Raw genomic sequence first — 23,540 nt, 5'->3', positions numbered from 1 at the left:
GAACCTGCTTGATGATCGTCCGTCGTCTTTTCCGGATCCTACCACGACCGGCGGAGGGGTCGACTGGGAAATGGGGGTGTGGGCGGTCATCGCCCGGTCAGCAAGCTCCGATCAGGGTCGAGCCGGCCGGTCGCTTGGCTTCCGGTCACTTTACGCACGTGTCACTTGGCGCACGCATCACTTGGCGTTTTGGCGAATCTGCCTGCTGCGCCATTGCCAGGGCTTTTCCACCTGCCCGGCCCACAGCCCCAGCCGCTTGCTCTGGGCATAGGCCTCGCCCTTCTGATAGGCGGGCGACAGGCTGGCATATTGGAAGGCCCAGCCGCGCGCCACCATCGCAGCCCCCAGATCGACACCGCGCACGCGGCATTCGCCCTTCTTCTCGCCGGTGCGGTCCTGTTCGGTGACGGTACAGGTCACCTCCTCGCCCTTCACCATGTTGGCAAGCACCGCGGTGGCGACCTTGAAACAGTCCAACTCGTGGCCGTAGCGGTTCTTGCACTTCTGCCCCGGATCGGGCGCATCGATGCCCATCAGCCGCACCGCCGTCCCGTTGACGGTCAGCAGATCGCCCTCCACCGCCATGGCGGTGCCCTTGATCGTCTGGTCCGGCGTGTTGGCGATGGGGCCGCGGCTCTTGGCCGACTGGTTGGTCTGCGCCGCGGCGGAGCCGGCCAGCAACAGCACCGCAACGACCGCTGCAACCCTCATGGCCGCCGCCAGCGCCATCGCCTCAGAACAGGCTCGGCTGGTCATCGCCCCGCTTGTCCTTCGCTTTCGCCGGCACGGTCTCCTGCGGCGGGTCGAGGCAGGAGCAGTCGTCGTTGCGGACGCTGTTGACCTTCGGCCCCACCGGTACGACGTCCAGCCACTCCTCCGGTGCCGAGCGGATCAGACCCTCCAGCACCGGCAGCGGGGTGGCCGGGTCCAGCCAGGCATCCCAGTCGGCGGGGTCGAGCACCACCGGCATGCGGTCATGCAGGAAGGACAGCGTGGCATTGGTAGCTGTCGTCACCACCGTCGCGGTTTCCAGCGGCGGATCGAGCGGAGCGGCGCCCTTCGGTCCGCGCCAGCGTTCCCACAAGCCCGCGAGCGCGAACAGGCCGCGGTCGCGGCGGCGGATGACATGGCCCTGCTTGCGCGGCTTGGCCCCCTCCCCCACGCTGGTCCATTCATAGAATCCGTCCAGCGGGACCAGGCAGCGGCGCTTGCGGAAGGCATCGCGGAAGGCCGGCTTGTCAGCCACCGATTCGCCGCGCGCGTTGATCATGCGGCCACCGATGGCGGCATCGTCGGCCCAGGGCGGCACCAGCCCCCAGCGGACCATCGCCAGATGGCGGCCGTCCTCCTCCCGCCGGATGATGGGAATGTCCTGGGTCGGGGCGATATTCCACCGCGGCATTAGGTTCAGCCGTTCGGGAACGCCGAACAGTCGCTGGACCTCGCTGACCGGGGTGGTGAGAAGCATTCGTCCACACATGCCCTGGAATATGGCCCCGGAAGGTTCCGTGCGCCAGCCGCATTCCCAAACGTCGCTGCGTTCCACCGACAATCCTTGCAACGGACAACCGTCACCCATACCGGCGGCCGGGGTTTCCCTGGCGCTCAAGCCGGCCTATCTTCGCGGGGCAGACCAATCGCATCGCACCGGAAGGCGGGAGTTCACCCATGAAGTTCGGCATCGGACAGGCGGTTCCGCGCACCGAAGACGCCCGGTTGCTGACCGGCGGCGGCCGCTATACCGACGACGTGTCTCTTCCCGGACAGGCCTATGCGGCCTTCGTCCGCTCGCCCCATGCCTTCGCCGCCATCGGCGCGGTCGATGCGTCGGAAGCGCTGGCGCAGCCCGGCGTGCTGGCGGTCTACACCGTCGCCGATCTTGATGCCGAGAAGATCGGCATGATCCCCTGCCAGGCGGCGCTGAAGCAGCGCGACGGGTCGGACTATGTCCAGACGCCCCGCCCGGCGCTGGCCCGCGGCTTCGCCCGCCATGTCGGCGACCCGGTCGCAATGGTGGTGGCGGAAACGCTGGAGGCCGCGCGCGAGGCCGCCGAGCTGGTGATGATCGATTACGAAGACCGCCAGTCCGTCACCGGCACGCTGGAGGCGCTGGGGCCCGGCCGCCCGCTGGTGTGGGACGAGGCGCCGGACAACCTCTGTTTCGACTGGGACACCGGCGACGAGGCGGCAGTGGAGGCCGCACTGGCCGGCGCCCACCGCGTGATCGAGCTGGAACTGGTCAACAACCGCGTCGTCGCCAATCCGATGGAGGGCCGCGCCTGCGTCGCCGGCGTCGAATCCGGGGCGGACGACGCACCCGGCCGGCTGCTGATCTATGTCACCAGCCAGGGCGTGCATGGCCTGCAGAAGCAGTTCGCCAAGATCCTGAACGAACCGGAACAGCGCATCCGCGTGCTGACCACCGATGTCGGCGGCGGGTTCGGCATGAAGCTGTTCAACTATCCCGAATATGTCGCCTGCCTGTTCGCCGCCCGCCGTCTGAACCGCGCGGTGAAATGGGCGGCCGACCGGATCGAGGGCTTCATCAGCGACGACCATGGCCGCGACCATGTCAGCAAGGCACGCCTCGCGCTCGATGCCGACGGGCATTTCCTCGGGCTGCGGGTCGATACCGTCGCCAATCTCGGTGCCTACCTGTCCAACTACGGCCCCTTCATTCCGACCGATGCCGGATCGGCGATGCTGGTCGGCTCCTACAGGACGCCTGCCGTCTATGTCCGGGTGAAGGGCGTCTTCACCAACACCCAGCCGGTGGACGCCTATCGCGGCGCCGGGCGGCCGGAAGCGGCCTATCTGCTGGAGCGGCTGATCGACCATGCCGGCCGCGTCACCGGGCTTGGTCCGGCGGAGATCCGGCGGCGCAACTTCATTCCGGCCAACGCCATGCCCTATGCCACGCCGATGGGGCAGGTCTACGACACCGGCGAATTCGTCCAGAATCTTGAGGACGGGCTGATCCTTGCCGACATGGCCGGCCTGCCCGCCCGCAAGACGGAGGCGAAGGCCCGCGGCAAGCTGCGTGGTGCCGGCCTGGCCACCTACATCGAGGCCTGCTCGGGGGGCGGGCCGGAACAGGCGACCGTCCAGGTCAACGGCGACGGCAAGGTCGTGCTGATGATCGGCACACAGACCAACGGCCAGGGGCACGAGACCGCCTACAAGCAAATCCTCGCCGACCGGCTCGGCGTCCCGCCGGAAGATGTGGAGGTGGTGCAGGGCGACACCGACCGCGTCAGCTGGGGATCCGGCACCGGCGGTTCCCGCTCGGTCCCGGTCGGCGGCTCGGCATTGGCGGAGGGGGCGGCCAAGGTGGTGAAGGCCGCGACCGCCGTTGCTGCCGACCTGCTTGAAACCGCGGAGGTCGATGTGGAGTTCGCCGAAGGCCGCTTCACCATCGTCGGCACCGACCGCTCGGTGTCTCTGAAGGAGGTGGCGGCGAAGGCGGCAGACGGCGGCACCGGCGGCATCGCCTTCTCCGAGATGGCGCGCTGGACCCCACCGGCCAGCACCTTCCCCAACGGCTGCCACATTGCCGAGGTGGAGATCGATCCCGCCACCGGCATCGTCGAGGTTCTGCGCTACAGCGTCGTCGACGATTTCGGCACGGTCATCAACCCAATGCTGGTGATCGGCCAGATCCATGGCGGCGTGGCGCAAGGGCTGGGTCAGGCGTTGCAGGAGCGCGTGGTGTTCGATCCCGACAGCGGCCAGCTTCTGTCCGGTTCCTTCATGGACTATCAGATGCCGCGGGCGGTCGACATGCCGCCGATCGAGGTGAAGCTGAACAGCGTGCCCAGCACCACCAACATGCTGGGCATGAAGGGCGCTGGCGAGGCCGGCGCCATCGGCGCGCCGCCAGCCATCATCAACGCGGTGGTCGATGCGCTGTCCGACCTCGGCATCACCCACATCGACATGCCGGCGACGCCGGAAGCAGTGTGGTCGGCAATCCGCCAAGCCGAAAGCCGGATGGCTGCGGAGTAGGCTGTTTAACCGGCCTTACCGTAATGGTTAGGGAAAGTCCTAGTCGGAAGGTGTGACACTTGCCACACCTCCGTCAGGTGTAAGCCGTGTCATTGTTTCTTACCTAAAGGTGGCAATCTATTGACGGACAGAGGTAAGGCGATGGCGTTTGGCGATGGTGGGTGCGGCGGTCAATGTGCTGACCGTCTCGATCTGGACTTCACGATGGCGTTCCAGCCCATCGTCGACGTCGCCAATGGCGGTGTCTGGGCGCATGAGGCGCTGGTGCGCGGTCTTCAGGGTCAGGGCGCAGGCTGGGTCCTGGGACAGGTGACCGATTCCACCCGCTATGCCTTCGACCAGTCCTGCCGCATCAAGGCCATCGAACTGGCATCAAGCCTGCCGATGAACGGCGCCCGCCTGTCGATCAATTTCCTGCCGAACGCCGTCTACAAGGCGGAAGCCTGCATCCGCGCCACGCTGGCCGCCGCCCGCCGCACCGGCTTCCCCACCGACCGCATCATCTTCGAGGTGACGGAGAACGAGCGGGTGGTGGACCACGACCATCTGAAAAGCATCTTCAACGAATACAAGCGCCAGGGCTTCCTGACCGCCATCGACGATTTCGGCTCCGGCTATTCCGGCCTGAACCTGCTGGCCGAGTTCCAGCCCGACATCATCAAGCTGGACATGGAGCTGACCCGCAACATCGACACCGAGCGGGCACGGCGCAGCATCGTCAAGGCCATCCTGGCGGTGTGCGAGGATCTCGCCATCACGCCCATCGCCGAGGGCATCGAGACGGCGGACGAGGCCAAGACCCTGCGCGATCTTGGCGTCACCCTGATGCAGGGCTACCTGTTCGCCAAGCCGGCCTTTCAGGCCGTGGTGACCGATCCTGAAATGGCGATGCTGGCCGCCTGAGCCTCACTCCCGCGCCTGAACCGGCGCCGTCATGTAGCTCATTCCCCCGCCATAGCTGGCCAGCTTGGCCTCCAGTGCCGGCCCGCCTTCCGCATAGGGCGCGAAGCCGACCCGGTCCCAATAGCTCCGTGCGCCCGGCGTGGAGGTCAGCGCCAGCCACCGCCAGCCCTCCCGCGCCGCCAACCCATGCGCATAATCCAGCACCGCCACCCCCAGGCCGGTGCCGCGCGACTCCGGCAGCAGCGCGATGTCATGCAGATACAGGCAGTCCGCATCGGCCGGCAGGCTGCCGAGCGGCGTATCGAGGGGCGGCGGCACACCGAGCCTGCCGGGATGCATGACGCCGTAGCCGATGGCCTCTCCGCCGCGCTCGGCCACACGGCAGCCGGCGGGGTAGAGCGCCAGCCGTTCCTCGAACACGCTGCGCTCCTCGGGATAGGCCGGATGCACGATGTCCGCGATGGCGAGGATCCGATCCAGATCGGCCGCGGTCATAGCACGCCATAGGGCCGATGCTCCGCGGCCCTCTCCCCGTTCACCGTGCGACTGTAACCCGGCCGTCATCCGCCTTCTCCGTTCCACACCCGTTCAAGAGCTTCCGGCCCGCCATCGGGCACGGTATGCTGACTCTTCATACCATAGGGAGTTCACCCCATGCCCGATGCCGCTGTGGCGCGCCTGCTGCCGACGGTCCGCACCATCGCTCACGAGGCCGGTCAGGTCATCCTGCGCTTCTACAACGACGGCATCGACGTCGCCACCAAGGTCGACGGCAGCCCTGTCACGCAGGCCGACCATGCGGCGGAGGCGGTGATCGTTCCGGCGCTGCACCATCTGCTGCCCGGCGTCCCGGTTGTCGCGGAGGAGGCGATGGCCGCCGGCCATAAGCCCGACATCTCCGGCGGCCGGTTCTGGCTGGTCGATCCGCTCGACGGCACCAAGGAGTTCATTTCCCGCAACGGCGAGTTCACCGTGAACATCGCCCTGATCGAGAATGGCGCCCCGGTGCTGGGCGTCGTCTACGCTCCCGCCACCGGCGACCTCTATGCCGCGGCCGGCCCGGGCACTGCCGTCCATTGCGCGGAAGGCCGCCACGACCACGCGATCTCCGTCCGCAACCCGCCGGCCGACGGGCTGACCGTCGTCGCCAGCCGGTCCCACGGCAGCGGGTCGGTGCTGGACGAGTTCCTCGGCAACTATGCGGTGAAGGACCGGGTTTCCTGCGGCAGCTCGCTGAAATTCTGCACCTTGGCGAGCGGCAAGGCCGACCTCTACCCGCGCTTCGGACCGACCAGCGAATGGGACACCGCCGCCGGCCACGCCGTGCTGATCGGTGCCGGCGGCCGGGTAGAACAGCCGGACGGCTCGCCCCTGGTCTATGGCAAGGACGACATCCTGAATCCGAACTTCGTCGCCTACGGCTGGAAATGACATCTTCCGTATCGTGCCTGGGTGAAGCGGCGACCGCGGTGCTCACCACCGCGGCGCCGCTGGAGAAAGTGCGCCTGACCCGCCGTCACGCCGCCGCATGGCGCGACGGTCTTCTGTCGCCCGACGTGCCGGCACCGCCGCCCGACCGCCCTGCCCGTCCCGAGCGGCCAGAGCTGAAGCTGCCTCGCGACATGCCAAAGCGCGGGCGCGGCGGCAGTGCCCAGAACCGCATCGCCCTGCTGCATGCGCTGGCGCACATCGAACTGAACGCCATCGATCTCGCCTGGGACATCGTCGCCCGATTCGCGCCCCTCGGCCTGCCGAAAGGCTTCACCGACGACTGGATCCAGGTGGCCGACGACGAGGCACGGCATTTCCAGATGCTGGAAACCCGGCTGAACGCGCTGGGGTCCTCCTATGGCGACCTGCCGGCCCATGACGGGCTGTGGCAGGCGGCGACCGAGACCGCCCACGACCTCGCCGCCCGGCTGGCGGTGGTGCCGATGGTGCTGGAGGCGCGGGGACTGGACGTGACGCCGGAGACCGTGCGCCGCCTGCGCGATTTCGGCGACGCGGAGAGTGCCGATTTGCTCCAGACCATCCATGACGAGGAGATCGGCCACGTCGCCGCCGGCCGACGCTGGTTCGTCCATCTCTGTGCCGACCGCGGGGCGGAGCCGGTCGCCCTGTGGCAGGAGCTGGTCGGCCGCCATTTCCGCGGCGGGCTGAAGCGCCCGTTCAACACCGCCAGCCGTCAGTTGGCCGGCTTCGGCCCGGAATATTACGAGCCGATCACTCCCGAAATTGACCGCAAGCCGGAAACCCGGTAAGGCGCTGCATATCATGGCCGTATACACCGAAGTCACCGACGAGGATCTCAGCACCTTCGCCGCCCAGTACGATCTGGGCGCGGTGCTGTCGTGCAAGGGCATCGCGGAGGGGGTGGAGAATTCCAACTTCCTGCTGGTGACCGAACGCGGACCCTACATCCTGACGCTCTATGAAAAGCGCACGCGGAAGGAGGATCTGCCCTTCTTCCTCGGCCTGATGGAGCATCTGGCAGACAAGGGCATCGCCTGCCCGCTGCCGGTGGCGGCGCGCGACGGCGTGGCTCTGCGCGAGCTGTGCGGCCGCCCGGCGGTGATCGTCACCTTCCTGGCCGGCATGTGGCCGCGCCGGATCACGCCGCAGCATTGCGCCCAGCTGGGCGAGGCGCTGGCGCGGCTGCATCTGGCGGTCGGCGATTTCCGCATGGAGCGGCCGAACGCGCTGGCCCTGCCCGGCTGGAAGGATCTGTTCGCCAAGTCGGCCGAGCGCGCCGACGAGGTGGCCCCCGGCCTGCGCGCCACCCTGGATGCCGAACTGGCGGCGCTGGAGGCCAACTGGCCGGTCGGCCTGCCTTCCGGCGTCATCCACGCCGATCTGTTCCCGGACAATGTCTTCTTCCGCGGCGACAGCCTGTCCGGCGTGATCGACTTCTATTTCGCCTGCAACGATTTCCTCGTCTATGACGTGGCGATCTGCATCAACGCCTGGTGCTTCGAGATCGACGGCTCGTTCAACGCCACCAAGGCCCGGCTGCTGCTGTCCAACTACCGCAAGGTCCGGCCGCTTTCCCGCGAGGAGTTGGACGCCCTGCCCTGGCTCTGCCGCGGCAGCGCCGTGCGCTTCCTGCTGACCCGTCTCTATGACTGGCTGAACCACCCGCCGGGCGCCTTCGTGCGGCCGAAGGATCCGCTGGAATATCTGCGCAAGCTGCGCTTCCACCAGTCGGTCCGCGGTCTGGGCGACTATTTCCTCGACGACTCGGATGCGGGCAGGAGCTGACGGCATGACGGACAGCACCATTTCGCCCGAAGCCGGCGGCAGGACCGTCGACATCTTCACCGACGGCGCCTGCAGCGGCAATCCCGGCCCCGGCGGCTGGGGGGCCATCCTGCGCTATGGCGAGGTGGAGAAGGAGCTTTACGGCGGCGAGCCGGCGACCACCAACAACCGCATGGAACTGATGGCCGCCATCATGGCGCTGGAGGCCCTCAAGAAGCCGGTGACCGTCCGTCTCTTCACCGACAGCGAATATGTGAAGAACGGCATCACCAAGTGGATCCATGGCTGGAAGGCCAAGGGCTGGATGACCGCCGACAGGAAGCCGGTGAAGAATGTCGATCTGTGGCAGCGCCTGGAAGAGGCGAAGCGGCAGCACGAGATCGAGTTCCATTGGGTGCGCGGACACGCCGGCCACCCCGAGAACGAACGCGCCGACGAACTGGCGCGGCGAGGGGTTGCCGACGTGCGGGCCAGAAGCTGAACAGGCGCCCCCTCCCCGGACCTTCCCGGGGAGGGGGCGCTTTACGATCAGACCTTTTCCAGCACGGCTTCGGCCGACGACACCTCGAACTTGCCGGGGGCCTCGACGGCGACATGGGTGACCTTGCCGTCCTCGGCCACCAGGGCGAAGCGCTGGCCGCGGGTGCCCAGGCCATGGGCCGAGCCGTCCATGGTCAGGCCGAGAGCGGTGGTGAAGGTGGCGTTGCCGTCGGGCAGCATCTTGACCTTGTCGCCGACGCTGCCCTTGTCACCCCAGGCGCGCATCACGAAGGGATCGTTGACGGCGAGGCAGATGATGCTGTCCACGCCCTTGGCCTTCAGCGCGTCGGCCTGCTGGACGAAGCCCGGCAGGTGCTTGGCGGAGCAGGTCGGGGTGAAGGCGCCGGGAACGGAGAACAGGACGACCTTCTTGCCCTTGAACAGCTCGTCCGTGGTGACTTCCTGCATGCCGTTGTCGGTCAGCCACTTCAGCGTGACGGACGGAATGGTATCGCCAACCTGGATGCTCATCGTCTCTAACCCTTCCGGTTTTTGGGTTTGGCCCGTTTTCGGGTCCGGCCGGACCCTCTTTGCGGAGCCCGGCCCTGCATCCCTTCTATCCCTCGCGGCGAGCGCCCGCAAGGCGCGGCTGACCAGACGGCACAACCGTGATCAAGCCTTCTTCACGAACTCCGACTTCAGATTCATCGCGCCGATGCCGTCAATCTTGCAGGCGATGTTGTGCCCGTCGGCCCCGTCCACCAGACGGATGTTCTTCACCTTGGTCCCGCCCTTGACCACCAGCGACGACCCTTTGACTTTCAGGTCCTTGATGACGGTGACGCTGTCGCCGTCGGCCAGCGCGTTGCCGTTGGCATCGCGCACGCCCTGCCCGGCTTCGCCATCCACGGCCGCGGCAGCCGTGTCGGGATTCCACTCATGCCCGCAGTCCGGGCAGTTCCACAGGCTGCCGTCATTGTAGGCGTTTTCGGAGCTGCACTGCGGGCAGTTGATCTGATCGTCCATCATCGTCCTCTTGGCGCGGGATGCTCTCCCGGAGCCGCCCTGTTACCGCAGAATAGCCGCAACGGCCATAGGCCTTTTCCGGACCCTGCTCAGACCCCCTTGCCTGCTGACTTGCCCGCCGCCTTGCCCAACGCCTCCAACACCGCGCCTTCGCTCAGCAATTCCGGCAGAGCGAGGCCGTCCGGTGCGCCGGGACCATAGACGATGTTGAAGGGAATGCCGTAACGGCCATGGTCGGACAGGAACTTCGCGATCGTCGCGTCCGGGCGGGTCCAGTCGGCGCGCATCGCCACGACGGCCGGGTCGTCCATCCGCTGGGCAACCTCGCCGCGATTCAGCACCAGCTTCTTGTTTGCCTGGCAGGTGATGCACCAATCGGCGGTCACGTCGACGAACACCGTGCGTCCGGCGGCGACATGCTCGCGGATCGTGGCTTCGGCAAAGGGGACCCAGCGTGCCTTGGACTCGGCAAGCACCGGCGCCGCACCGGCCGACGGACCGACCGCCGCCGGCATGGCGAAGGCGGTGACCGCCAGTACGCCGGCCAGCGCCGGCCCCGCCGTCCGCGCGGCGCCCCGCGCGCTCCGCCCGACCCACAGTGACAGCACCAGCGCCGCCATCATCAGCCCGACCGTGGCCGCGGCCACATCGCCGATCTGCGCGGTCAGCACCGACAGCAGCCAAAGCGCCGTCAGCATCATCGCGAACCCCAGAACCGCCTTCAGCGTCGCCATCCAGCTCCCCGGACGCGGCAGCCAGCCCGCCACCCGCGGCCATGCCGCGACAGCCAGATAGGGCAGAGCCAACCCGACGCCCAGAGTCGCGAAGATCGCGTAGATCTCCACCGGCCCCTTCGACAGGGCGAATCCCACCGCCGTGCCCAGGAAGGGCGCGGAACAGGGTGTCGCCAGCAGGGTCGCGAACATGCCGGTGGCGAACGGCCCGGCCAGCCCGTCGCCGCCCAGCCGGTCGGCCATGGCGCGCGGCAACGGCACCTCGAACAGGCCCCACAGGTTGGCCGAGAACAGCGTGACCAGCACGACCATGAAGACCAGGAACAGCGGCTGCTGGAACTGGATGCCCCAGCCGACCGCCCCGCCCGCCGCCTTGACCCCGACCAGTACAGAAGCCATCAGCAGGAACGAGGTCAGGATACCGGCGGCACTCGCCAGGAAGCCGGCACGCACAGCGGCCGGCGCCTGCCCGCCATGCTTGACCACCGATATCAGCTTCAGCGACAGCACCGGCAGCACGCAGGGCATCAGGTTCAGGATCAGGCCGCCCAGCAGGGCCACCCCCAGCATCGCCAGCAGACCCACACCACCGGGCACCGAAGCGGCGCCGCCGGCCGACGCGGTTGCCGGTGCTTCGACCGCCTTGTCGCCGTCGACCAGGGTCAGCGTCATCGCGCGCCCGGCGAGATCGAGGCCCTGCTGCGGATCGGTCACCTTCAGGGTCAGGCGGACATGGCGGTCATTGTCGGAAAAGACCGTCTTGGGGGCGGAAAAGGTCAGCGGCGGGTCCGTCTCAACGAACAGATCGGGGGAGACGAAGCCATCGGCGGCGGTCGCCTCGACCTCCAGGGCGCCCCCCTTGCCCTGCACGGAGTCGATGCGCAGCAGACCGTTCGGCCCCTTCGGCACCAGCGCCTGCGCACGCGCTACGTCGTTGGCGACGTCGCTGGGCTCGGCCGGCCCGGCCGGAAGGGCAAGGGCAAGCTCCAGAGTCTGCGGCACGCAGATTTCCGAGCAGACCAGCAGTTCGGCGGTCAGCGCCAGATCGACCGGCTTGCCGGGCGTCGCCGGCTTGCCCTGGATCGGGAAGAGAATCGCCGTGTCATAGCCCGCCGTTTCAAATCCCAGAACCGAGAAGCGGTGCGGCGCCGGAAAGGACAGCGTCGCCTCCCCCAGATTGCCGGAGCGGCTCCAGTCCAGGCGCGGCGCAAAGCCGGCATCGCCGGGGGAGCGCCAATAGGTCTTCCATCCCGGCTCCAGCCGCAGGTCCAGTCCCAGGGGCAGCGCCGCCAGATCGCCGGTGCCGCGCACCGCCGACACCAGCCGGGCTTCCACCGGTCCCGCCTTGGTCCAGGCCCCAACCGCATCCTGCGCGAAAACGGGGGCGCCGGCACCGGCCAGCGCGGCCAGACCCAGCAGAAGGGCGAGGGCATGTCTTTTCATCGCGCGCACTGTTCTCTTCCCTGGAAGGGGCGCATCCGCGTCCCCGACACCCTATATGATAGCCCATATAATGGTGACAAAGCTCGGCCGGTGCTGTCACACTCCGGTGAAAGCGTCGCCAGAGCGCCAACCACAACCGCACGTGGGTACGGGCAGCGGTTTCCCGCACCGGACCGACGACAAGGATAATCGCCCATGCCGCGCCTGACCAAGTCTCCGGACTCCAAGACCACGGAATCGCTGACCGGCCAGCTGCTGATCGCCATGCCCGGAATGGAGGACCCGCGTTTCCAGCGTACGGTCATCTATGTCTGCGCCCACAATGAAGACGGCGCAATGGGACTGGTGGTCAACCGGCTGTTCGGGTCGATCACGTTCGAGGATCTGCTGGAACAGCTCGACATGGACATCGCGCAGCCGGTCAACAACCTGCCGGTGCATTACGGCGGCCCCGTCGAGTCGGGCCGTGGCTTCGTCCTGCATTCGACCGACTATGTCCGCGACGGCACCCTGGTGGTGAACGACGACGTGGCCCTGACCGCCACCATCGACATCCTGCGCGCCATTTCCGAAGACCGCGGCCCGCGCCGCAACCTGCTGCTGCTCGGCTATGCCGGCTGGGGTCCGGGGCAGCTCGACGCCGAATTCCAGGCGAACGGCTGGCTGAACGTGCCCTGCGACGAGAAGCTGCTGTTCGATACCGACCTGGACGCCAAATGGGAACGCGCCATCGGCAAGCTGGGTGTCAGCGTCTCCATGCTGTCGGGCGAAGCCGGGCACGCCTGAGCGCGCCCCGCCTGCCCCAGGACCTCAATTCGCCCACCGCGCCGCCGCCGCGTCGTCGCTCTCCTTGGCCTCGACCCAGCGCTCGCCCTCCGGCGTGGCCTCCAGCTTCCAGAAGGGCGCCCTGGTCTTCAGCCAGTCCATCAGGAAGCGGCAGGACTCGAAGGCGGCGTCCCGGTGGGCCGACGCGGTGGCGACCATCACGATGCGGTCGCCCGGCTCCAACCGGCCATGGCGGTGGATCACCAGCACATCGTCCAGCGGCCAGCGGCGGCGCGCCTCCTCCTCGATGGTCTCCAACTGCTTCTCGGTCATGCCGGGGTAATGTTCCAGCGTCATGGCGCTGACGGCGGCACCGCCGGCAATGTCGCGCACCAGCCCGACGAACATCGCCACCCCGCCAACGCTGGTGCGGCCGGCGGTGAAGGCGGCATATTCGGCGCCGACATCGAAATCCCCGGCCTGGACGCGGATCGCCATCTGTCAGCCTCCCGTCACCGGCGGGAACAGCGCCACCTCGTCGGTGGCCGAGATCGGGTGGTCGTAGGGCACATGCTCCTGGTTCACCGCCACCTTGACCACCTTGCTGTTGGCCAGCGCCTCGGCATGACGGGGGCTGCGGGTTTTCAGCCATTCGACGAGATCGCCGGCCGTTGCGACCTCCGCCGGCAGGTCCACCGTCTCGGTCGGCACGCCGATCTTGCTGCGCAGCCAGGCGAAATAGAGAATCTTCATCACGCGACCTCTACAGGAATTCTTTGAAAGGCAGGAAATCGACGGTCATGCCGGGCTCGACCCGCGCCAGATCCTCGGGCAGTTCGATCAACCCCTCGGACTCCACCAGCGACGAGAGCACGCCGGCACCGTCGCGCGGGTATTTGGTCGCCTCAAGCACGCCATCGGCACCCAACACCAGAGACCCGCGCAGGAACTCGCGCCGGCCAGGCTTCTTCTTGTGGGCGAAGCCGACACGCACCGGGATCAGCCTTGGCGTCTCGCCGGACGCCCCCATCAGCGTCAGCAGGATCGGCCGGGCGATGCGCAGGAAGGTCACCACCACCGCAACCGGATTGCCGGGCAGGCCGACGAACACGGCATCGCGCACCCGTCCCAGCGCCACCGGCCGCCCCGGCTTGATCGCCAGCCGCCAGAAATCCAGCCGTCCATTCGCCTCGACCGCCGGCTTGACGTGATCCTCCTCGCCGGTGGACATGCCGCCGGAGGTGATGAGCGCGTCATGGTCTGCCGCAGCCTCCGCCAGAGCATCACGGATGGCCTCGAACCGGTCGGGCAGAATACCGAGATCGGTGACGGCGCAGCCCAGTCGGGTCAGCAGCGCGATCAGGGCGAAGCGGTTGGCGTCATAGACGGCGCCGGGCTCCAGCGCCTGTCCCGGCTGCCGCAGCTCGTCGCCGGTGGAGAACACCGCCACCCGCAGGCGGCAGCGCACGTCCAGCACCGCATGGCCGAGCGAAGCGGCGAGCGCGATGTCCTCCGGCCGCAGACGGCGTCCGGCCGAGAGCACGACCGAGCCCTCGCGTACATCCTCTCCCGCCAGCCGACGGTTCACGCCACGGCGGATGCCGGGCGGCAGGGTGACGGTTGCATCGCGTCCGGTCCCGGCGCTGCGGCAATCCTCCTGCATGAAGACGGTGTCCATGCCGGCGGGCATCGGCGCGCCGGTGAAAATCCGCACCGCCTCCCCCCGCGCCGCCGGCCGGCCTAGCCACTGCCCGGCCGCCACCCGCGCCGTCACCGGCAGAGTGGTGGAGGCATCGGCGTCGAGGTCGTCGAAGAACACGGCATAGCCGTCCACCGCGGCGTTGTCGTGTGGCGGCACATTGAAGGGCGCCACCAGATCGGCAGCCAGAACCCGTCCCAACGCATCGGACAGCGGCACGGCTTCGGTCGCCGTCACCGGCCCGACCCGTCCGGCCAGCAGCGCCAGCGCCGGCTCCAGCGCCATCATCGGTCCGCCGAAGGCGAAGCAGTCATTGTCGAGTTGCACCATGGCCGCCACTCTAGTCCGTTGCGACGCCGGGTGCGAAGAGGGAAAAGGCGCGCTTTCCGGGACGTGGCATTCAGCCGCCGAACAGCCGGGGGATCTCATCGACCCGACTCAGCAGCCGATCCGGCCGCAGCGCCGCCAGCGCATCGCCGCGCGTGTAGCCCCAGGCGACAGCGGCACAGGCGATACCCACCGTCCGGGCCGCTTCGATGTCGCGCAGCTCATCGCCAATCGCGATGGCTTGGGACGCCGGAACGCCGGTCGTGCGCAGCATCCTGCGGAACTTCGCAGCCTTGCCGAACAGCGAAGCGCCGCAGCCGTAATGAACGACCAGCCCCGCCGCCTCCGGCCCCAGGATGCGGCGGACGTTCTCGACGGAATTGGAACTGACGATGGTGACCGTCACCCCCCGGTCGGTCAGCGCCCACAGCATATCCGGCACGCCGTCGAACAGCCGTATGCCGTCGATGTCGCTCGCCATCAGCCGGCGCATGTGGTTGGCGATGAAAGGAAGCTTCCAGCCGGGCACCCGCAGGTGCCGCATGATCTGCCGCGCGTCATAACCACGGAGCAGGTCGACCTCGTCCGCCTGTACGCGGTTGAAGCCATAGCGGTCGGCGACACCGTTCAGAACGCCGACGAACCAGGGAAAGGAGTCGGCCAGCGTCCCGTCGAAATCGAAGATGGCGAGCCGATAGACATCAGGGCCGGGCGCCCGCCGGGTGAAGGAGGAAATGCCGCCCATATTACCGTCTGACCGCGTGAAGGCTCAGCCCCACTCCAACCCGCAACGCGCAACGATGAAGGCCGCGACCGCATCCGCATCGTTGAGGTCCAGCACCGGAACCGGGCATCCCGGAACCGCGCTGTCGCTTGCCACCGCGACGATGGTGGGGTCGTCCGGTGCGATCAGCGCCTTGTCCACATCGGCCCGCCAGACCTCGATCTTCTCGTGCCGGTCGCGCTTGAATCCCTCGATCAGCAGCAGATCGACCGGAGCGATCTTGCCGATCAGCTGGTCCAGCGTCAGTTCCGGTTCGGCGTCGCGCAGTTCGTGCATCAACGCCCAGCGGCGGGGAGAGCTGACCAGAACCTCCGTGGCGCCGGCCATGCGATGGTTGTGGCTGTCCTTGCCGGGATGGTCGATGTCGAAGCCCTTGTGTGCATGCTTGACCGTCGAAACCCGCAGGCCACGCGCCGTCAGCGCGGGAATGAGGCGTACCATTAGCGAGGTCTTGCCGCTGCCGCTCCAGCCGGTCAGCCCGAAAATCTTCATGTCGGAAACTTTCAACCGGCGCTTCGGGCCGAACGGGCGGCACCGGGCTTGGCCGGCTGCTCCGCCATCATATGGGTCAACCCGGCGCGCATGTAATCCCACCCGGTGTAGAAGGTCAGCGCCGCGGCGATCCACAGGCCGACCGTGCCGATGAAGGTCACCGGCAGTTCGGCCGGACCATAGTCGCCGACGATCAGGAAGCCCAGCGCGATCATCTGGATCGTCGTCTTCCATTTCGCCAGCCAGGTTACCGGCACGCCGACATGCAGGCCGGCCAGATACTCGCGGAGGCCCGACACCAGAACCTCGCGCAGCAGGATCACCACCGCCGGCAGGATCGACAGGCCGGTCAGCCGGTGGAAGCCCGCCAGCATGATCAGCGTCGCCGCCACCAGCAGCTTGTCGGCGATGGGGTCCAGGAACTTGCCGATCACGCTTTCCTGCGCCCAGGCGCGCGCCAGATAGCCGTCGAACCAGTCGGTGATGCAAGCCGCCGCATAGAGCGAGCAGGCGGTGTAGGCGGCCCACGCCTCCGGCACATAGAACAGCCCGACCACCACCGGGATCACCGCGATGCGCGACAGGGTCAGCAGGTTGGGCAGGCTGGTCAGCATGACGGAGAACTCGAACCGCTGGAGGATGTCGCCGCACGGCGCCCGTGAGAGAGCCGGCTGAATTCGTGTGCCTGCATTCTAACCATCGGGATGGAAGTGATCGTATATCTTTTTCGCAACGGTCCGATTGATCCCTTCCACCGCCTCCAGATCGGCAAGCCCGGCGCGCGACACGGCGGCACCGCTGCCGAAATGGTGCAGCAGGGCCTTCTTCCGGGCGGGACCGATGCCGGCGATCTCGTCGATGGGCGATTTGCCGATGGCCTTGGTCCGCTTGGCCCGGTGTGTGCCGATGGCGAAGCGGTGCGCCTCGTCGCGCAGCCGTTGCAGGAAATACAGCACCGGATCGCGCATCTCCATCTGGAAAGGCGGACGGTTCTCCATGAAGAAATGCTCGCGCCCCGCATCGCGGTCCGGCCCCTTGGCGATGCCGACCAGCGTCACATCGTCGATGCCAAGCTCCGCGAACACCTCAAGCGCGACGTTCAACTGGCCGAGACCGCCGTCGATCAGCACCAGATCGGGCCAGCTTCCCAGGCTGCGTTCCGGATCCTCCTTCACCGCCCGGCCGAATCGGCGGGTCAGCACCTCGCGCATCATGGCGAAGTCGTCGCCGGCGGCACCCTCCGTGCGGATGTTGAACTTGCGGTAGGCGTTCTTGATGAAGCCGTCCGGACCGGCGACGATCATCCCGCCGATGGCGTGCGCCCCCTGGATGTGGGAGTTGTCGTAGACCTCCACCCGCTCCGGCGGCGAATCCATCCCGAAGGCGGCGGCCACCCCCTCCAGCAGACGCGCCTGGCTGGAGCTTTCGGCCAGCCGGCGCCCATGCGCCTCGCGCGCGTTGGTCAGCGCATGCTCGACGATCCGGCGCTTCTCGCCGCGCTTGGGCTCCGCCAACTCCACCTTGTGCCCGGCACGGACCGCCAGCGCCTCGCTCAGCAGGTCCAGTTCCGGCAGGGCGTGGCTGACCAGCACCAGCGGCGGCGCCGCCTTGTTCTCGTAGAACTGGGCGATGAAGGCGGCGAGAACCTCGTCGGTCTCCGCCGCCTTGTCGTGGCTGGGGAAGTAGGCGCGGTTGCCATAGTTGCGGCCGCCGCGGAAGAAGAAGACCTGGATGCAGGTCACCCCGCCCTCGGCATAGGCGGCGATGACATCGGCATCCTCCACCACCCCCTCGACATTGATGTCCTGGTGGGCCTGGATCGCCGTCAGGGCGCGGATACGGTCGCGGTAGCGCGCCGCCGTCTCGAAATCCATCTGCTCGGAGGCGGCCATCATCCGGTCCGCGAACTCCGTCTGGATGTCCCGGCTCTTTCCCGACAGGAAGGCGCGCGCCTGATTGACCTGGGCCTGGTATTCCTCCGGGGTGACGCGGCCGACGCAGGGCGCCGTGCAGCGCTTGATCTGGAATTGCAGGCAGGGCCTGGTGCGGGCGGCGAACACCGTGTCGGCGCAGTTGCGCAGCAGGAAGGCGCGCTGCAGAGCCGTGATCGTGCGGTTCACCGCCCCGGCCGAGGCGAAGGGACCGAAATAATCGGCGTCGCGCCCACGGGCGCCGCGGTGCTTGGTCAGCTGCGGATAGTCGTGGTCCTTGGTGATCATGATGTGCGGAAACGTCTTGTCGTCCCGCAACAGCACATTGTACCGCGGCATCAGCTTCTTGATCAGGTTCGATTCGAGAAGCAGCGCCTCCACCTCGGTGTGGGTGTTGACGAACTCCATCGTCTCGGTCTCCGCGACCATGCGCTGGAGCCTGACCGGCAGCTTTCCCACCTGGGTGTAGTTGGTCACCCGGCGCTTGAGGTTGCGCGCCTTGCCGACATACAGGACCGCCCCGTCGCCTGCCAGCATCCGATAGACGCCCGGCGTCTGCGGCAGGGTCTTCAGATGCTCCCGGATGGTCTCGACGCCCCGGTCGATGTCGGCCGGGCGCCGCTTCGGGCGCGCGGCGGCACCCTCCTCTGCCGGCACCGCGTCGGTCGGGGCGGCCAAATCGGTCGAACCGTCTTCGGCCGAGCGATCTTCAGCGAAACCAGCTGCGGCATCGTCGGCCGAGGGGGAATCCAGGGGGTCTGAGGAATGCGTTTCGGACATGACCAGAATGTCGTCGAGCGGCCGCCGCGGGTCAACTGTTGGGCACAGGGAGGTCGCATGTGGATCGACTCACCCCTCCGAAAGAATATCCACGAAACCTGTGGATAAGTTTGTCGATAACGGAGGGAGTAGCCCGTCCGGAGCTAGGCGCCGCAAGGGATCGCATGCTTATGCCTATTTTTTGAGCATTTTTGCTAAGTCATTGATTTCACTAGGGCAGCTTCAAGTCAATGGCGGGAATTGACGCGCTGACACAAAATCGTCGCTGCGGCGCAGGCGCCTCTTGCGCGGGGTGGGGCACCTGTGTAAAACGCGCGGTCCTTTTCCTCGCCCCCGCCATCGACCGCCTCGATCCCGCCCACCGTCCGGCACTGGGGCTGGTGCGTCCACCCATGTTTAGGCGCTGTAACACGCCGTCATTCGGTGGGCACGAAGCCATGCGCCGGCTGCGCCCATCCCAGATGCTCCCCACCGTCCAGCGCGATCATCTGTCCGGTCATCGCCGGGGCGGCGATCATGAAGCGGATGGCGGCGCAAACCTCCTCGGGCGTGGTGCCGCGCCGCAGCGGGGTCGAGTCCCACTGCTCGGCGAACTCCTCCACCGTCTGGCGGTCGTTGCGCAGGGTCGGACCGGGACCGATGCCATTGACGCGGATCCGCGGGGCAAGCGCCAGCGCCATCGTCCGGGTCAGCGCCCACAGCCCCATCTTCGACAGGGTGTAGGAGACGAAATGCGGCGTGGGGTTCCAGACGCGCTGATCGATGATGTTGACGATCAGTCCGCTCTCGCTCTCCGGCAACCGCGACGCGAAGTCCTGCGACAGCACGAAGGGCGCCCGCAGGTTGGCCTCCATATGCGCGTCCCACGATTCGCGGGTCACGTCGGCAACCTCGTCGCGTTCGAACCGGGACGCGTTGTTGACCAGCAGGGTCAGTGGACCGAGTTGCTCCGTCACCGCCGGCACCAGGGTCTTCACCTCGGCCTCGCGGTCCAGATCGGCAGCGAAGGCCATGGCCCGTCCGCCCGCCCGTTCGATCTCCGCCACGACGGCGTCGGCCTCCGCGTGGGAGCTTCGGTAATGGACGGCGACGTCCCACCCCTGCCCCGCCAGATCGAGCGCGATGGCCCGCCCGATGCGCTTGCCGGCCCCGGTGACAAGGGCCGCTTTCCTCTTGATCTCGACCATGGCGCCATAGGTACCTTGCCACCCTCGCGGGTCAAGGGGTGAGAGGGCCAAAAAGCGAGGCGCCAGGGAAAGACCGACTGGAGGGAATTGGCCGGCGATGTTGCGCGAAGCCTTGGAATATCTGACCACACCCTGCCCGCCACTGGCCCGCAGGTTCGGCTATCTGTCGGAGATGGTGGCGCTGGGCGCCCGCTACCGGCGGCAGAGACGGGCATGGGCGCCGCACGTCGCCGCCTGCCACCGTTTCGTCGAACAGGCCATGGAATGGGCGACTCCGGGGGGGCGGGCGCTGGTCGCCGGGTCCGGGCTGCTGATCGAAATCCCGCTGGAAAGGCTGACGGCACGCTTCGACGAGGTGGTGCTGGTCGACATCCTGCACAGCCGCGCCGTCCGCCGCCGGGCCGCGGCCCTGCCCAACGTCCGGCTGGTCGAGATGGACGTCAGCGGCGCCCTGGCTCCGCTTGCGGTGGCGCTCGACAGCCGCAGCCCGCTGCCGACCGGCTTCGTCGCGCCGTTGCCGGAGGAAGCCCCCTTCCGTTTCGCTCTCTCCTGCAACCTGCTGTCCCAGTTGCCCCTGCTGCCGCTGGAGGCGGTGGAACGCCGTGCGCCGAAGATCCCGGCGGCGGAGCGGATGGCCTTCGCCCAGCGCATGGTCCATGGCCATCTGTGCTGGCTGACAGCCATCGCCGAACATGCGGCACTGTTCACCGACATCGATGCCTCCTGGATCCATGGCGGCACCGTGACCGAGGTGGAGGATTCGACCTGGGGCCTTGCCCTTCCCGCCCCCGACATGTCCTGGCTGTGGGACATCGCCCCGGCGCCCGAGCAGGACCGTCGGCACGATCTGCGCCACAGCGTCGGCGGCTGGTTCGACGTGCGGTCGGTGACAAGTGCCCTTCCGCCCTGTTGAGGAAAGCGAAACCTCGACACAGCAGACGGGAGAGCGCCCATGGCCACCAACGACCGCAACATCGACAGCCGCAAGTCCGGCAACGCCACCGGCCCCGGCGACAATGCTCCCGGTGACAGCGGAGGCATCGACGAGCGCGACATCCCGCTCGACATCCGCGAGACGCGCGATCATCTGGACGTTGACGAGGAGATCGAAGGCTTTCAGCGCATCATCGGTCCCGGCGCCGGCGGCCCTGTCGACCAGCCCGACGAGGATTTCGGCATCCCCGGCAGCGAGGAGGCCGGCGGTCTCGGCACCGGCCCGCTGCCGCCGCGCCAGCCCGACCGGCCGCAGGGGCAGGCGGGAGAACGCCACAGCGACCGCATCGTCTCCGACCGCAACGTCGCGGTGGACGGCGCGCGCGACCGCGAGTGACCGGACAGGCGAACTGTTGCCCGCAGTCCGCTGCGAACCGTGTCCTGCGGCAATAGTTCGCACCTCCGTTGATTGAGGAAGCTGATACGGAAAACGTCGGTCGGCCTTGCACGGACCGCGCTTCATGGGACAGCGGCTCTGCCCTATCTTGATCTTCACAAAAGCAAACAATGCCAAAGGGAGTGGACGTCTCTCACCTCACGTGGAGATTCCCAGAGCCATGACCATGTCAATCAACGAAGTCCGCGATCCCCGGAGCCACGACGAAATCATGCTGGCCGCCCGCCGGATGCGCGCCGAGTACCTGCGCGAGCTGTTCGGCCGTCTGCGCGCCAGCCTGTCCGGTGCCCGCGCCGACCATGGCACCGCCCTGCCGAGCGCGCGCTGACGGCAGGCTGCCCTGCCGCGAGCGGCGGGAGGCTGTTTGCACATAGAGATACGGCACCGCGCCTGAACCGCACGGTGCCGTTTTCATGTCCGGAAACTCTAAAACCCGCTCAAAAACGGCTGGTACCGTCGAAACTCTGCCTCCAGCCCTTCCATCCATTCAGAGCGCCGCAATAGGCTCCGATCAGCACAGGAAAGCCCAGGAACCACCGGCTGCCCTCAAGAATCCCGGCATGGGCGAAACCCCACACAATTGCCTGACCTGCGGTCGCAACGATGGCGCCGCAAACCGTTCCCAGTCCCAAAGGGCCGATCCTTTCCGCCAACGACGGATTCAAGCCGATGAGAAGGCTGCCGATACCTGATGGCCTGTTCATGATCCACACTTGACCACCCATCACCGCAATGATCGGTGGCAAGCTTGATCCTGGCGGGAATTCCCGTCAACCGACTCTTTCGCCATGTTCCGACCCCGGTGCGCCGGTGCTCCACAGCAGCGCCAGCACCAGCCCCTTGCAGCGCGGCAGCAGAAGCAGCGTCAGCAACAGGGTCAGCGACGGCCAGATCGTCAAATGCACCCAGGTCGGCGGCTCGTAGCTCTGCTCAACCGACAGCAGGGCGGGAATGACGATGTGGCCGACGATCAGGATCGTCATCCAGGGCGGTGCGTCGTCGGCACGCAGATGGCCATAGGCCTCGCCGCAGGCCGAACACCGGTCGACCGGCTTGAGGAAGTTCCGCAGCAGCCGGCCGCGCCCGCAATTGGGGCAGCAGCCGATCAGGCCGCGGAAGGAGGCGAGAAACTTCGACGGAGCCGTTCCGGTCCCTGCGATCATGGCCACTCCTTCCGTGTTGCCCACAATATAGGCTCTTCTTCGGCAAACCACACTCCCGATTGCGGGCAGGGCCGGCATGCCGCCCTATCCTGGCCTGGACGCCCTTGCTGCCGAGTTGACGGCGGCGCCCGCGCGGTCTAGGGGAAGACCTTTCCGTTGCGGAGATTTCCAAGCCATGTCCTTCACCCGCCTGTTGTGCGCCGCGGCGGCACTCGCCGCCTTCGTCGGTCCGATCGCCGTGCCGGTTTCGGCCATGGCGCAGAGCAAGACCGTCGCCATCACTGCCATCGTCCAGCATCCGGCGCTCGACGCCACCCGCGACGGCATCGTGGAGGCGCTGAAGGACGCCGGCTTCGTCCAGGGCCAGACCCTGAAGGTGGAATACCAGAGCGCGCAGGGCAATCCGGCCACCGCCGCGCAGATCGCCCGCCAGTTCGTGGGATCCCGCCCGGACGTGATCGTGCCGATCTCCACTCCTTCGGCCCAGGCGGTGGCGGCGGCGACCCGCGACATCCCCGTCGTCTTCACTGCGGTGACCGATCCGATCTCGGCCCAGATGGTGAAGTCGATGGAGAAGCCCGGCGCCAACATCACCGGCCTGTCCGACATGGCCCCGGTGGGTGAGCATGTGGCGCTGATCCGCGAGATCCTGCCGCAGGTCAAGCGCATCGGCGTGCTGTACAACCCCGGTGAGCCCAACTCCATCGTGCTGGTCAAGGCGCTGAAGGACGAGGCGGCCAAGGTTGGCCTGAGCGTCGTCGAGGCCTCCGTGCCGAAATCGTCCGATGCCCAGCAGGCGGTGCGCAGCCTCGTCGGCAAGGCCGATGCCGTCTACATCCCGCTCGACAACACCGTCGTCTCGGCCCTGGAAAGCGTGATCGCGGTCGGCCAGCAGGCGAAGCTGCCGATCTTCTCCGCCGACACCGACAGCGTCGCGCGCGGCACGGTCGCCTCGGTCGGCTTCGATTATTTCCAGGTCGGCAAGCAGACCGGCGCCATCGTCGCCCGCGTCCTGAAGGGCGAGAAGCCGGGCGACATCCCGGTGGCGCTCGCCAAGGGCACCGACCTGTTCGTCAATCCCAAGTCCGCCGCCGCCATGGGCGTCACCCTGCCCGACGCGGTGGTGAAGCGCGCGACGAAGGTTGTCGGGCAGTAAACGATCGTCAGGGGGAG

At 67.5% G+C, this 23,540-nt stretch carries 27 protein-coding genes; 11 read left to right on the top strand and 16 right to left on the bottom strand.

What is annotated here, in order from left to right:
* Window positions 1-177 precede the first annotated feature (177 nt).
* Together TSH64_RS08260 and TSH64_RS08255 are read right to left on the bottom strand one after the other, a co-directional pair.
* Window positions 178-756 carry a thermonuclease family protein gene (locus TSH64_RS08260; RefSeq protein WP_109096337.1) on the bottom strand — a complete coding sequence of 193 codons (579 nt, stop codon included), beginning with the start codon at window positions 754-756 and terminating at the stop codon, window positions 178-180.
* Window positions 734-1,468 carry an SOS response-associated peptidase gene (locus tag TSH64_RS08255; protein WP_109096336.1) on the bottom strand — a complete coding sequence of 245 codons (735 nt, stop codon included), beginning with the start codon at window positions 1,466-1,468 and terminating at the stop codon, window positions 734-736. The genes TSH64_RS08260 and TSH64_RS08255 overlap by 23 nt, the downstream gene beginning before the upstream one ends.
* A gap of 200 nt (window positions 1,469-1,668) precedes the next feature.
* On the opposite strand from TSH64_RS08255, the gene TSH64_RS08250 reads away from it, so the two are divergent.
* A complete protein-coding gene (locus TSH64_RS08250) occupies window positions 1,669-4,005 on the top strand; it encodes a xanthine dehydrogenase family protein molybdopterin-binding subunit (protein ID WP_109096335.1) in 2,337 nt (778 codons plus the stop codon).
* Between the two features lie 204 nt (window positions 4,006-4,209).
* Window positions 4,210-4,908, top strand: a complete 699-nt coding sequence (locus TSH64_RS08245) for an EAL domain-containing protein (RefSeq protein ID WP_247872817.1) — start codon at window positions 4,210-4,212, stop codon at window positions 4,906-4,908.
* 3 nt (window positions 4,909-4,911) lie between these two features.
* Here TSH64_RS08245 and TSH64_RS08240 read toward each other — a convergent pair whose 3' ends face one another.
* A complete protein-coding gene (locus TSH64_RS08240) occupies window positions 4,912-5,403 on the bottom strand; it encodes a GNAT family N-acetyltransferase (RefSeq protein ID WP_247872816.1) in 492 nt (163 codons plus the stop codon).
* A 159-nt stretch (window positions 5,404-5,562) separates the two neighbouring features.
* On the opposite strand from TSH64_RS08240, the gene cysQ reads away from it, so the two are divergent.
* From cysQ to rnhA, 4 genes are read left to right on the top strand one after another with little or no spacing between them, the layout of a single operon-like run.
* Entirely contained in the window at window positions 5,563-6,339 is a 777-nt protein-coding gene (gene cysQ / locus TSH64_RS08235; protein WP_109096332.1) for a 3'(2'),5'-bisphosphate nucleotidase CysQ, read from the top strand.
* A complete protein-coding gene (locus TSH64_RS08230) occupies window positions 6,336-7,169 on the top strand; it encodes a ferritin-like domain-containing protein (RefSeq protein WP_109096331.1) in 834 nt (277 codons plus the stop codon). Before cysQ ends, TSH64_RS08230 begins: the two co-directional genes overlap by 4 nt.
* A 13-nt stretch (window positions 7,170-7,182) precedes the next feature.
* A complete protein-coding gene (locus tag TSH64_RS08225) occupies window positions 7,183-8,166 on the top strand; it encodes a homoserine kinase (RefSeq protein ID WP_109096330.1) in 984 nt (327 codons plus the stop codon).
* A 4-nt stretch (window positions 8,167-8,170) separates the two neighbouring features.
* On the top strand, window positions 8,171-8,647 hold the full coding sequence (gene rnhA / locus TSH64_RS08220; RefSeq protein WP_109096329.1) for a ribonuclease HI: 477 nt from the start codon (window positions 8,171-8,173) through the stop codon (window positions 8,645-8,647).
* A gap of 47 nt (window positions 8,648-8,694) precedes the next feature.
* On the opposite strand, the gene TSH64_RS08215 is transcribed toward rnhA, so the two are convergent.
* The 3 genes from TSH64_RS08215 to TSH64_RS08205 form a co-directional block, all read right to left on the bottom strand.
* Window positions 8,695-9,177 carry a peroxiredoxin gene (locus TSH64_RS08215; protein WP_109049924.1) on the bottom strand — a complete coding sequence of 161 codons (483 nt, stop codon included), beginning with the start codon at window positions 9,175-9,177 and terminating at the stop codon, window positions 8,695-8,697.
* Between the two features lie 141 nt (window positions 9,178-9,318).
* The gene (locus TSH64_RS08210; protein ID WP_109452406.1) at window positions 9,319-9,672 is read right to left on the bottom strand and encodes a zinc ribbon domain-containing protein YjdM; all 354 of its coding nucleotides are present in this window, start codon (window positions 9,670-9,672) and stop codon (window positions 9,319-9,321) included.
* 89 nt (window positions 9,673-9,761) lie between these two features.
* The gene (locus TSH64_RS08205; protein WP_109096328.1) at window positions 9,762-11,849 is read right to left on the bottom strand and encodes a protein-disulfide reductase DsbD domain-containing protein; all 2,088 of its coding nucleotides are present in this window, start codon (window positions 11,847-11,849) and stop codon (window positions 9,762-9,764) included.
* A gap of 195 nt (window positions 11,850-12,044) precedes the next feature.
* On the opposite strand from TSH64_RS08205, the gene TSH64_RS08200 reads away from it, so the two are divergent.
* Window positions 12,045-12,635: a YqgE/AlgH family protein gene (locus TSH64_RS08200; RefSeq protein ID WP_109096327.1), complete on the top strand. Its 591-nt coding sequence runs from the start codon at window positions 12,045-12,047 to the stop codon at window positions 12,633-12,635.
* A 24-nt stretch (window positions 12,636-12,659) separates the two neighbouring features.
* Here the strand turns inward: TSH64_RS08200 and moaE are convergent, their stop codons facing one another.
* The 8 genes from moaE to TSH64_RS08160 all read right to left on the bottom strand — a co-directional run bounded on the left by moaE (window position 12,660) and on the right by TSH64_RS08160 (window position 19,814).
* Complete coding sequence (gene moaE, locus TSH64_RS08195) at window positions 12,660-13,112, bottom strand: molybdopterin synthase catalytic subunit MoaE (RefSeq protein ID WP_109096326.1); 453 nt, start codon at window positions 13,110-13,112, stop codon at window positions 12,660-12,662.
* Between the two features lie 3 nt (window positions 13,113-13,115).
* On the bottom strand, window positions 13,116-13,367 hold the full coding sequence (gene moaD, locus TSH64_RS08190; RefSeq protein WP_109096325.1) for a molybdopterin converting factor subunit 1: 252 nt from the start codon (window positions 13,365-13,367) through the stop codon (window positions 13,116-13,118).
* A gap of 10 nt (window positions 13,368-13,377) precedes the next feature.
* Window positions 13,378-14,643, bottom strand: a complete 1,266-nt coding sequence (glp, locus tag TSH64_RS08185) for a gephyrin-like molybdotransferase Glp (protein ID WP_109096324.1) — start codon at window positions 14,641-14,643, stop codon at window positions 13,378-13,380.
* Window positions 14,644-14,713: 70 nt separating this feature from the next.
* Window positions 14,714-15,385: an HAD hydrolase-like protein gene (locus tag TSH64_RS08180; RefSeq protein WP_109096323.1), complete on the bottom strand. Its 672-nt coding sequence runs from the start codon at window positions 15,383-15,385 to the stop codon at window positions 14,714-14,716.
* Between the two features lie 24 nt (window positions 15,386-15,409).
* Window positions 15,410-15,916 carry a molybdopterin-guanine dinucleotide biosynthesis protein B gene (gene mobB, locus TSH64_RS08175; protein ID WP_109096322.1) on the bottom strand — a complete coding sequence of 169 codons (507 nt, stop codon included), beginning with the start codon at window positions 15,914-15,916 and terminating at the stop codon, window positions 15,410-15,412.
* 11 nt (window positions 15,917-15,927) lie between these two features.
* Window positions 15,928-16,530 carry a CDP-diacylglycerol--glycerol-3-phosphate 3-phosphatidyltransferase gene (gene pgsA / locus TSH64_RS08170; RefSeq protein ID WP_109049932.1) on the bottom strand — a complete coding sequence of 201 codons (603 nt, stop codon included), beginning with the start codon at window positions 16,528-16,530 and terminating at the stop codon, window positions 15,928-15,930.
* 78 nt (window positions 16,531-16,608) lie between these two features.
* A complete protein-coding gene (uvrC, locus tag TSH64_RS08165) occupies window positions 16,609-18,504 on the bottom strand; it encodes an excinuclease ABC subunit UvrC (protein WP_348770338.1) in 1,896 nt (631 codons plus the stop codon).
* Between the two features lie 539 nt (window positions 18,505-19,043).
* Window positions 19,044-19,814 (bottom strand): SDR family oxidoreductase, encoded by a 771-nt coding sequence (locus TSH64_RS08160; RefSeq protein ID WP_109096320.1) that lies wholly within the window; start codon window positions 19,812-19,814, stop codon window positions 19,044-19,046.
* Between the two features lie 97 nt (window positions 19,815-19,911).
* Between TSH64_RS08160 and TSH64_RS08155 the strand changes: the two genes are divergently transcribed.
* The 3 genes from TSH64_RS08155 (at window position 19,912) to TSH64_RS35610 (ending at window position 21,532) form a co-directional block, all read left to right on the top strand.
* Window positions 19,912-20,727, top strand: a complete 816-nt coding sequence (locus TSH64_RS08155; RefSeq protein WP_109096319.1) for a hypothetical protein — start codon at window positions 19,912-19,914, stop codon at window positions 20,725-20,727.
* A 39-nt stretch (window positions 20,728-20,766) separates the two neighbouring features.
* Entirely contained in the window at window positions 20,767-21,144 is a 378-nt protein-coding gene (locus tag TSH64_RS08150; protein ID WP_109096318.1) for a hypothetical protein, read from the top strand.
* A 220-nt stretch (window positions 21,145-21,364) separates the two neighbouring features.
* Window positions 21,365-21,532: a hypothetical protein gene (locus TSH64_RS35610; RefSeq protein WP_158285359.1), complete on the top strand. Its 168-nt coding sequence runs from the start codon at window positions 21,365-21,367 to the stop codon at window positions 21,530-21,532.
* A 109-nt stretch (window positions 21,533-21,641) separates the two neighbouring features.
* Here the strand turns inward: TSH64_RS35610 and TSH64_RS35300 are convergent, their stop codons facing one another.
* Both TSH64_RS35300 and TSH64_RS08145 read right to left on the bottom strand, forming a co-directional pair.
* Window positions 21,642-21,950, bottom strand: a complete 309-nt coding sequence (locus TSH64_RS35300; protein WP_146208012.1) for a hypothetical protein — start codon at window positions 21,948-21,950, stop codon at window positions 21,642-21,644.
* Window positions 21,951-21,974: 24 nt separating this feature from the next.
* A complete protein-coding gene (locus tag TSH64_RS08145; RefSeq protein WP_109096317.1) occupies window positions 21,975-22,367 on the bottom strand; it encodes a DUF983 domain-containing protein in 393 nt (130 codons plus the stop codon).
* Window positions 22,368-22,542: 175 nt separating this feature from the next.
* On the opposite strand from TSH64_RS08145, the gene TSH64_RS08140 reads away from it, so the two are divergent.
* Window positions 22,543-23,523: an ABC transporter substrate-binding protein gene (locus tag TSH64_RS08140; RefSeq protein ID WP_109096316.1), complete on the top strand. Its 981-nt coding sequence runs from the start codon at window positions 22,543-22,545 to the stop codon at window positions 23,521-23,523.
* Window positions 23,524-23,540: the final 17 nt, after the last annotated feature.

Origin of the sequence: Azospirillum sp. TSH64 (assembly GCF_003116035.1) — a bacterium.
GTDB lineage: Bacteria > Pseudomonadota > Alphaproteobacteria > Azospirillales > Azospirillaceae > Azospirillum.
Note: the sequence above shows the minus strand (reverse complement) of the source record. Positions and strands in the feature narration are given on the sequence as shown.

Coding starts and splice junctions, on each gene's coding strand:
- TSH64_RS08140 (WP_109096316.1), top strand. CDS start 22,543: ATGTCCTTCACCCGCCTGTTGTGCGCCGCGGCGGCACTCGCCGCCTTC.
- mobB (WP_109096322.1), bottom strand. CDS start 15,916: ATGAAGATTTTCGGGCTGACCGGCTGGAGCGGCAGCGGCAAGACCTCG.
- TSH64_RS08160 (WP_109096320.1), bottom strand. CDS start 19,814: ATGGTCGAGATCAAGAGGAAAGCGGCCCTTGTCACCGGGGCCGGCAAG.
- TSH64_RS08200 (WP_109096327.1), top strand. CDS start 12,045: ATGCCGCGCCTGACCAAGTCTCCGGACTCCAAGACCACGGAATCGCTG.
- glp (WP_109096324.1), bottom strand. CDS start 14,643: ATGGTGCAACTCGACAATGACTGCTTCGCCTTCGGCGGACCGATGATG.
- TSH64_RS35610 (WP_158285359.1), top strand. CDS start 21,365: ATGACCATGTCAATCAACGAAGTCCGCGATCCCCGGAGCCACGACGAA.
- TSH64_RS08225 (WP_109096330.1), top strand. CDS start 7,183: ATGGCCGTATACACCGAAGTCACCGACGAGGATCTCAGCACCTTCGCC.
- cysQ (WP_109096332.1), top strand. CDS start 5,563: ATGCCCGATGCCGCTGTGGCGCGCCTGCTGCCGACGGTCCGCACCATC.
- TSH64_RS08230 (WP_109096331.1), top strand. CDS start 6,336: ATGACATCTTCCGTATCGTGCCTGGGTGAAGCGGCGACCGCGGTGCTC.
- TSH64_RS08240 (WP_247872816.1), bottom strand. CDS start 5,403: ATGACCGCGGCCGATCTGGATCGGATCCTCGCCATCGCGGACATCGTG.
- TSH64_RS08145 (WP_109096317.1), bottom strand. CDS start 22,367: ATGATCGCAGGGACCGGAACGGCTCCGTCGAAGTTTCTCGCCTCCTTC.
- moaE (WP_109096326.1), bottom strand. CDS start 13,112: ATGGCGATCCGCGTCCAGGCCGGGGATTTCGATGTCGGCGCCGAATAT.
- TSH64_RS08210 (WP_109452406.1), bottom strand. CDS start 9,672: ATGGACGATCAGATCAACTGCCCGCAGTGCAGCTCCGAAAACGCCTAC.
- TSH64_RS08245 (WP_247872817.1), top strand. CDS start 4,210: ATGGCGTTCCAGCCCATCGTCGACGTCGCCAATGGCGGTGTCTGGGCG.
- TSH64_RS08255 (WP_109096336.1), bottom strand. CDS start 1,468: ATGCTTCTCACCACCCCGGTCAGCGAGGTCCAGCGACTGTTCGGCGTT.
- rnhA (WP_109096329.1), top strand. CDS start 8,171: ATGACGGACAGCACCATTTCGCCCGAAGCCGGCGGCAGGACCGTCGAC.
- moaD (WP_109096325.1), bottom strand. CDS start 13,367: ATGAAGATTCTCTATTTCGCCTGGCTGCGCAGCAAGATCGGCGTGCCG.
- TSH64_RS08180 (WP_109096323.1), bottom strand. CDS start 15,385: ATGGGCGGCATTTCCTCCTTCACCCGGCGGGCGCCCGGCCCTGATGTC.
- TSH64_RS08150 (WP_109096318.1), top strand. CDS start 20,767: ATGGCCACCAACGACCGCAACATCGACAGCCGCAAGTCCGGCAACGCC.
- TSH64_RS08205 (WP_109096328.1), bottom strand. CDS start 11,849: ATGAAAAGACATGCCCTCGCCCTTCTGCTGGGTCTGGCCGCGCTGGCC.
- TSH64_RS08155 (WP_109096319.1), top strand. CDS start 19,912: ATGTTGCGCGAAGCCTTGGAATATCTGACCACACCCTGCCCGCCACTG.
- pgsA (WP_109049932.1), bottom strand. CDS start 16,530: ATGCTGACCAGCCTGCCCAACCTGCTGACCCTGTCGCGCATCGCGGTG.
- TSH64_RS08260 (WP_109096337.1), bottom strand. CDS start 756: ATGACCAGCCGAGCCTGTTCTGAGGCGATGGCGCTGGCGGCGGCCATG.
- TSH64_RS08250 (WP_109096335.1), top strand. CDS start 1,669: ATGAAGTTCGGCATCGGACAGGCGGTTCCGCGCACCGAAGACGCCCGG.
- TSH64_RS08215 (WP_109049924.1), bottom strand. CDS start 9,177: ATGAGCATCCAGGTTGGCGATACCATTCCGTCCGTCACGCTGAAGTGG.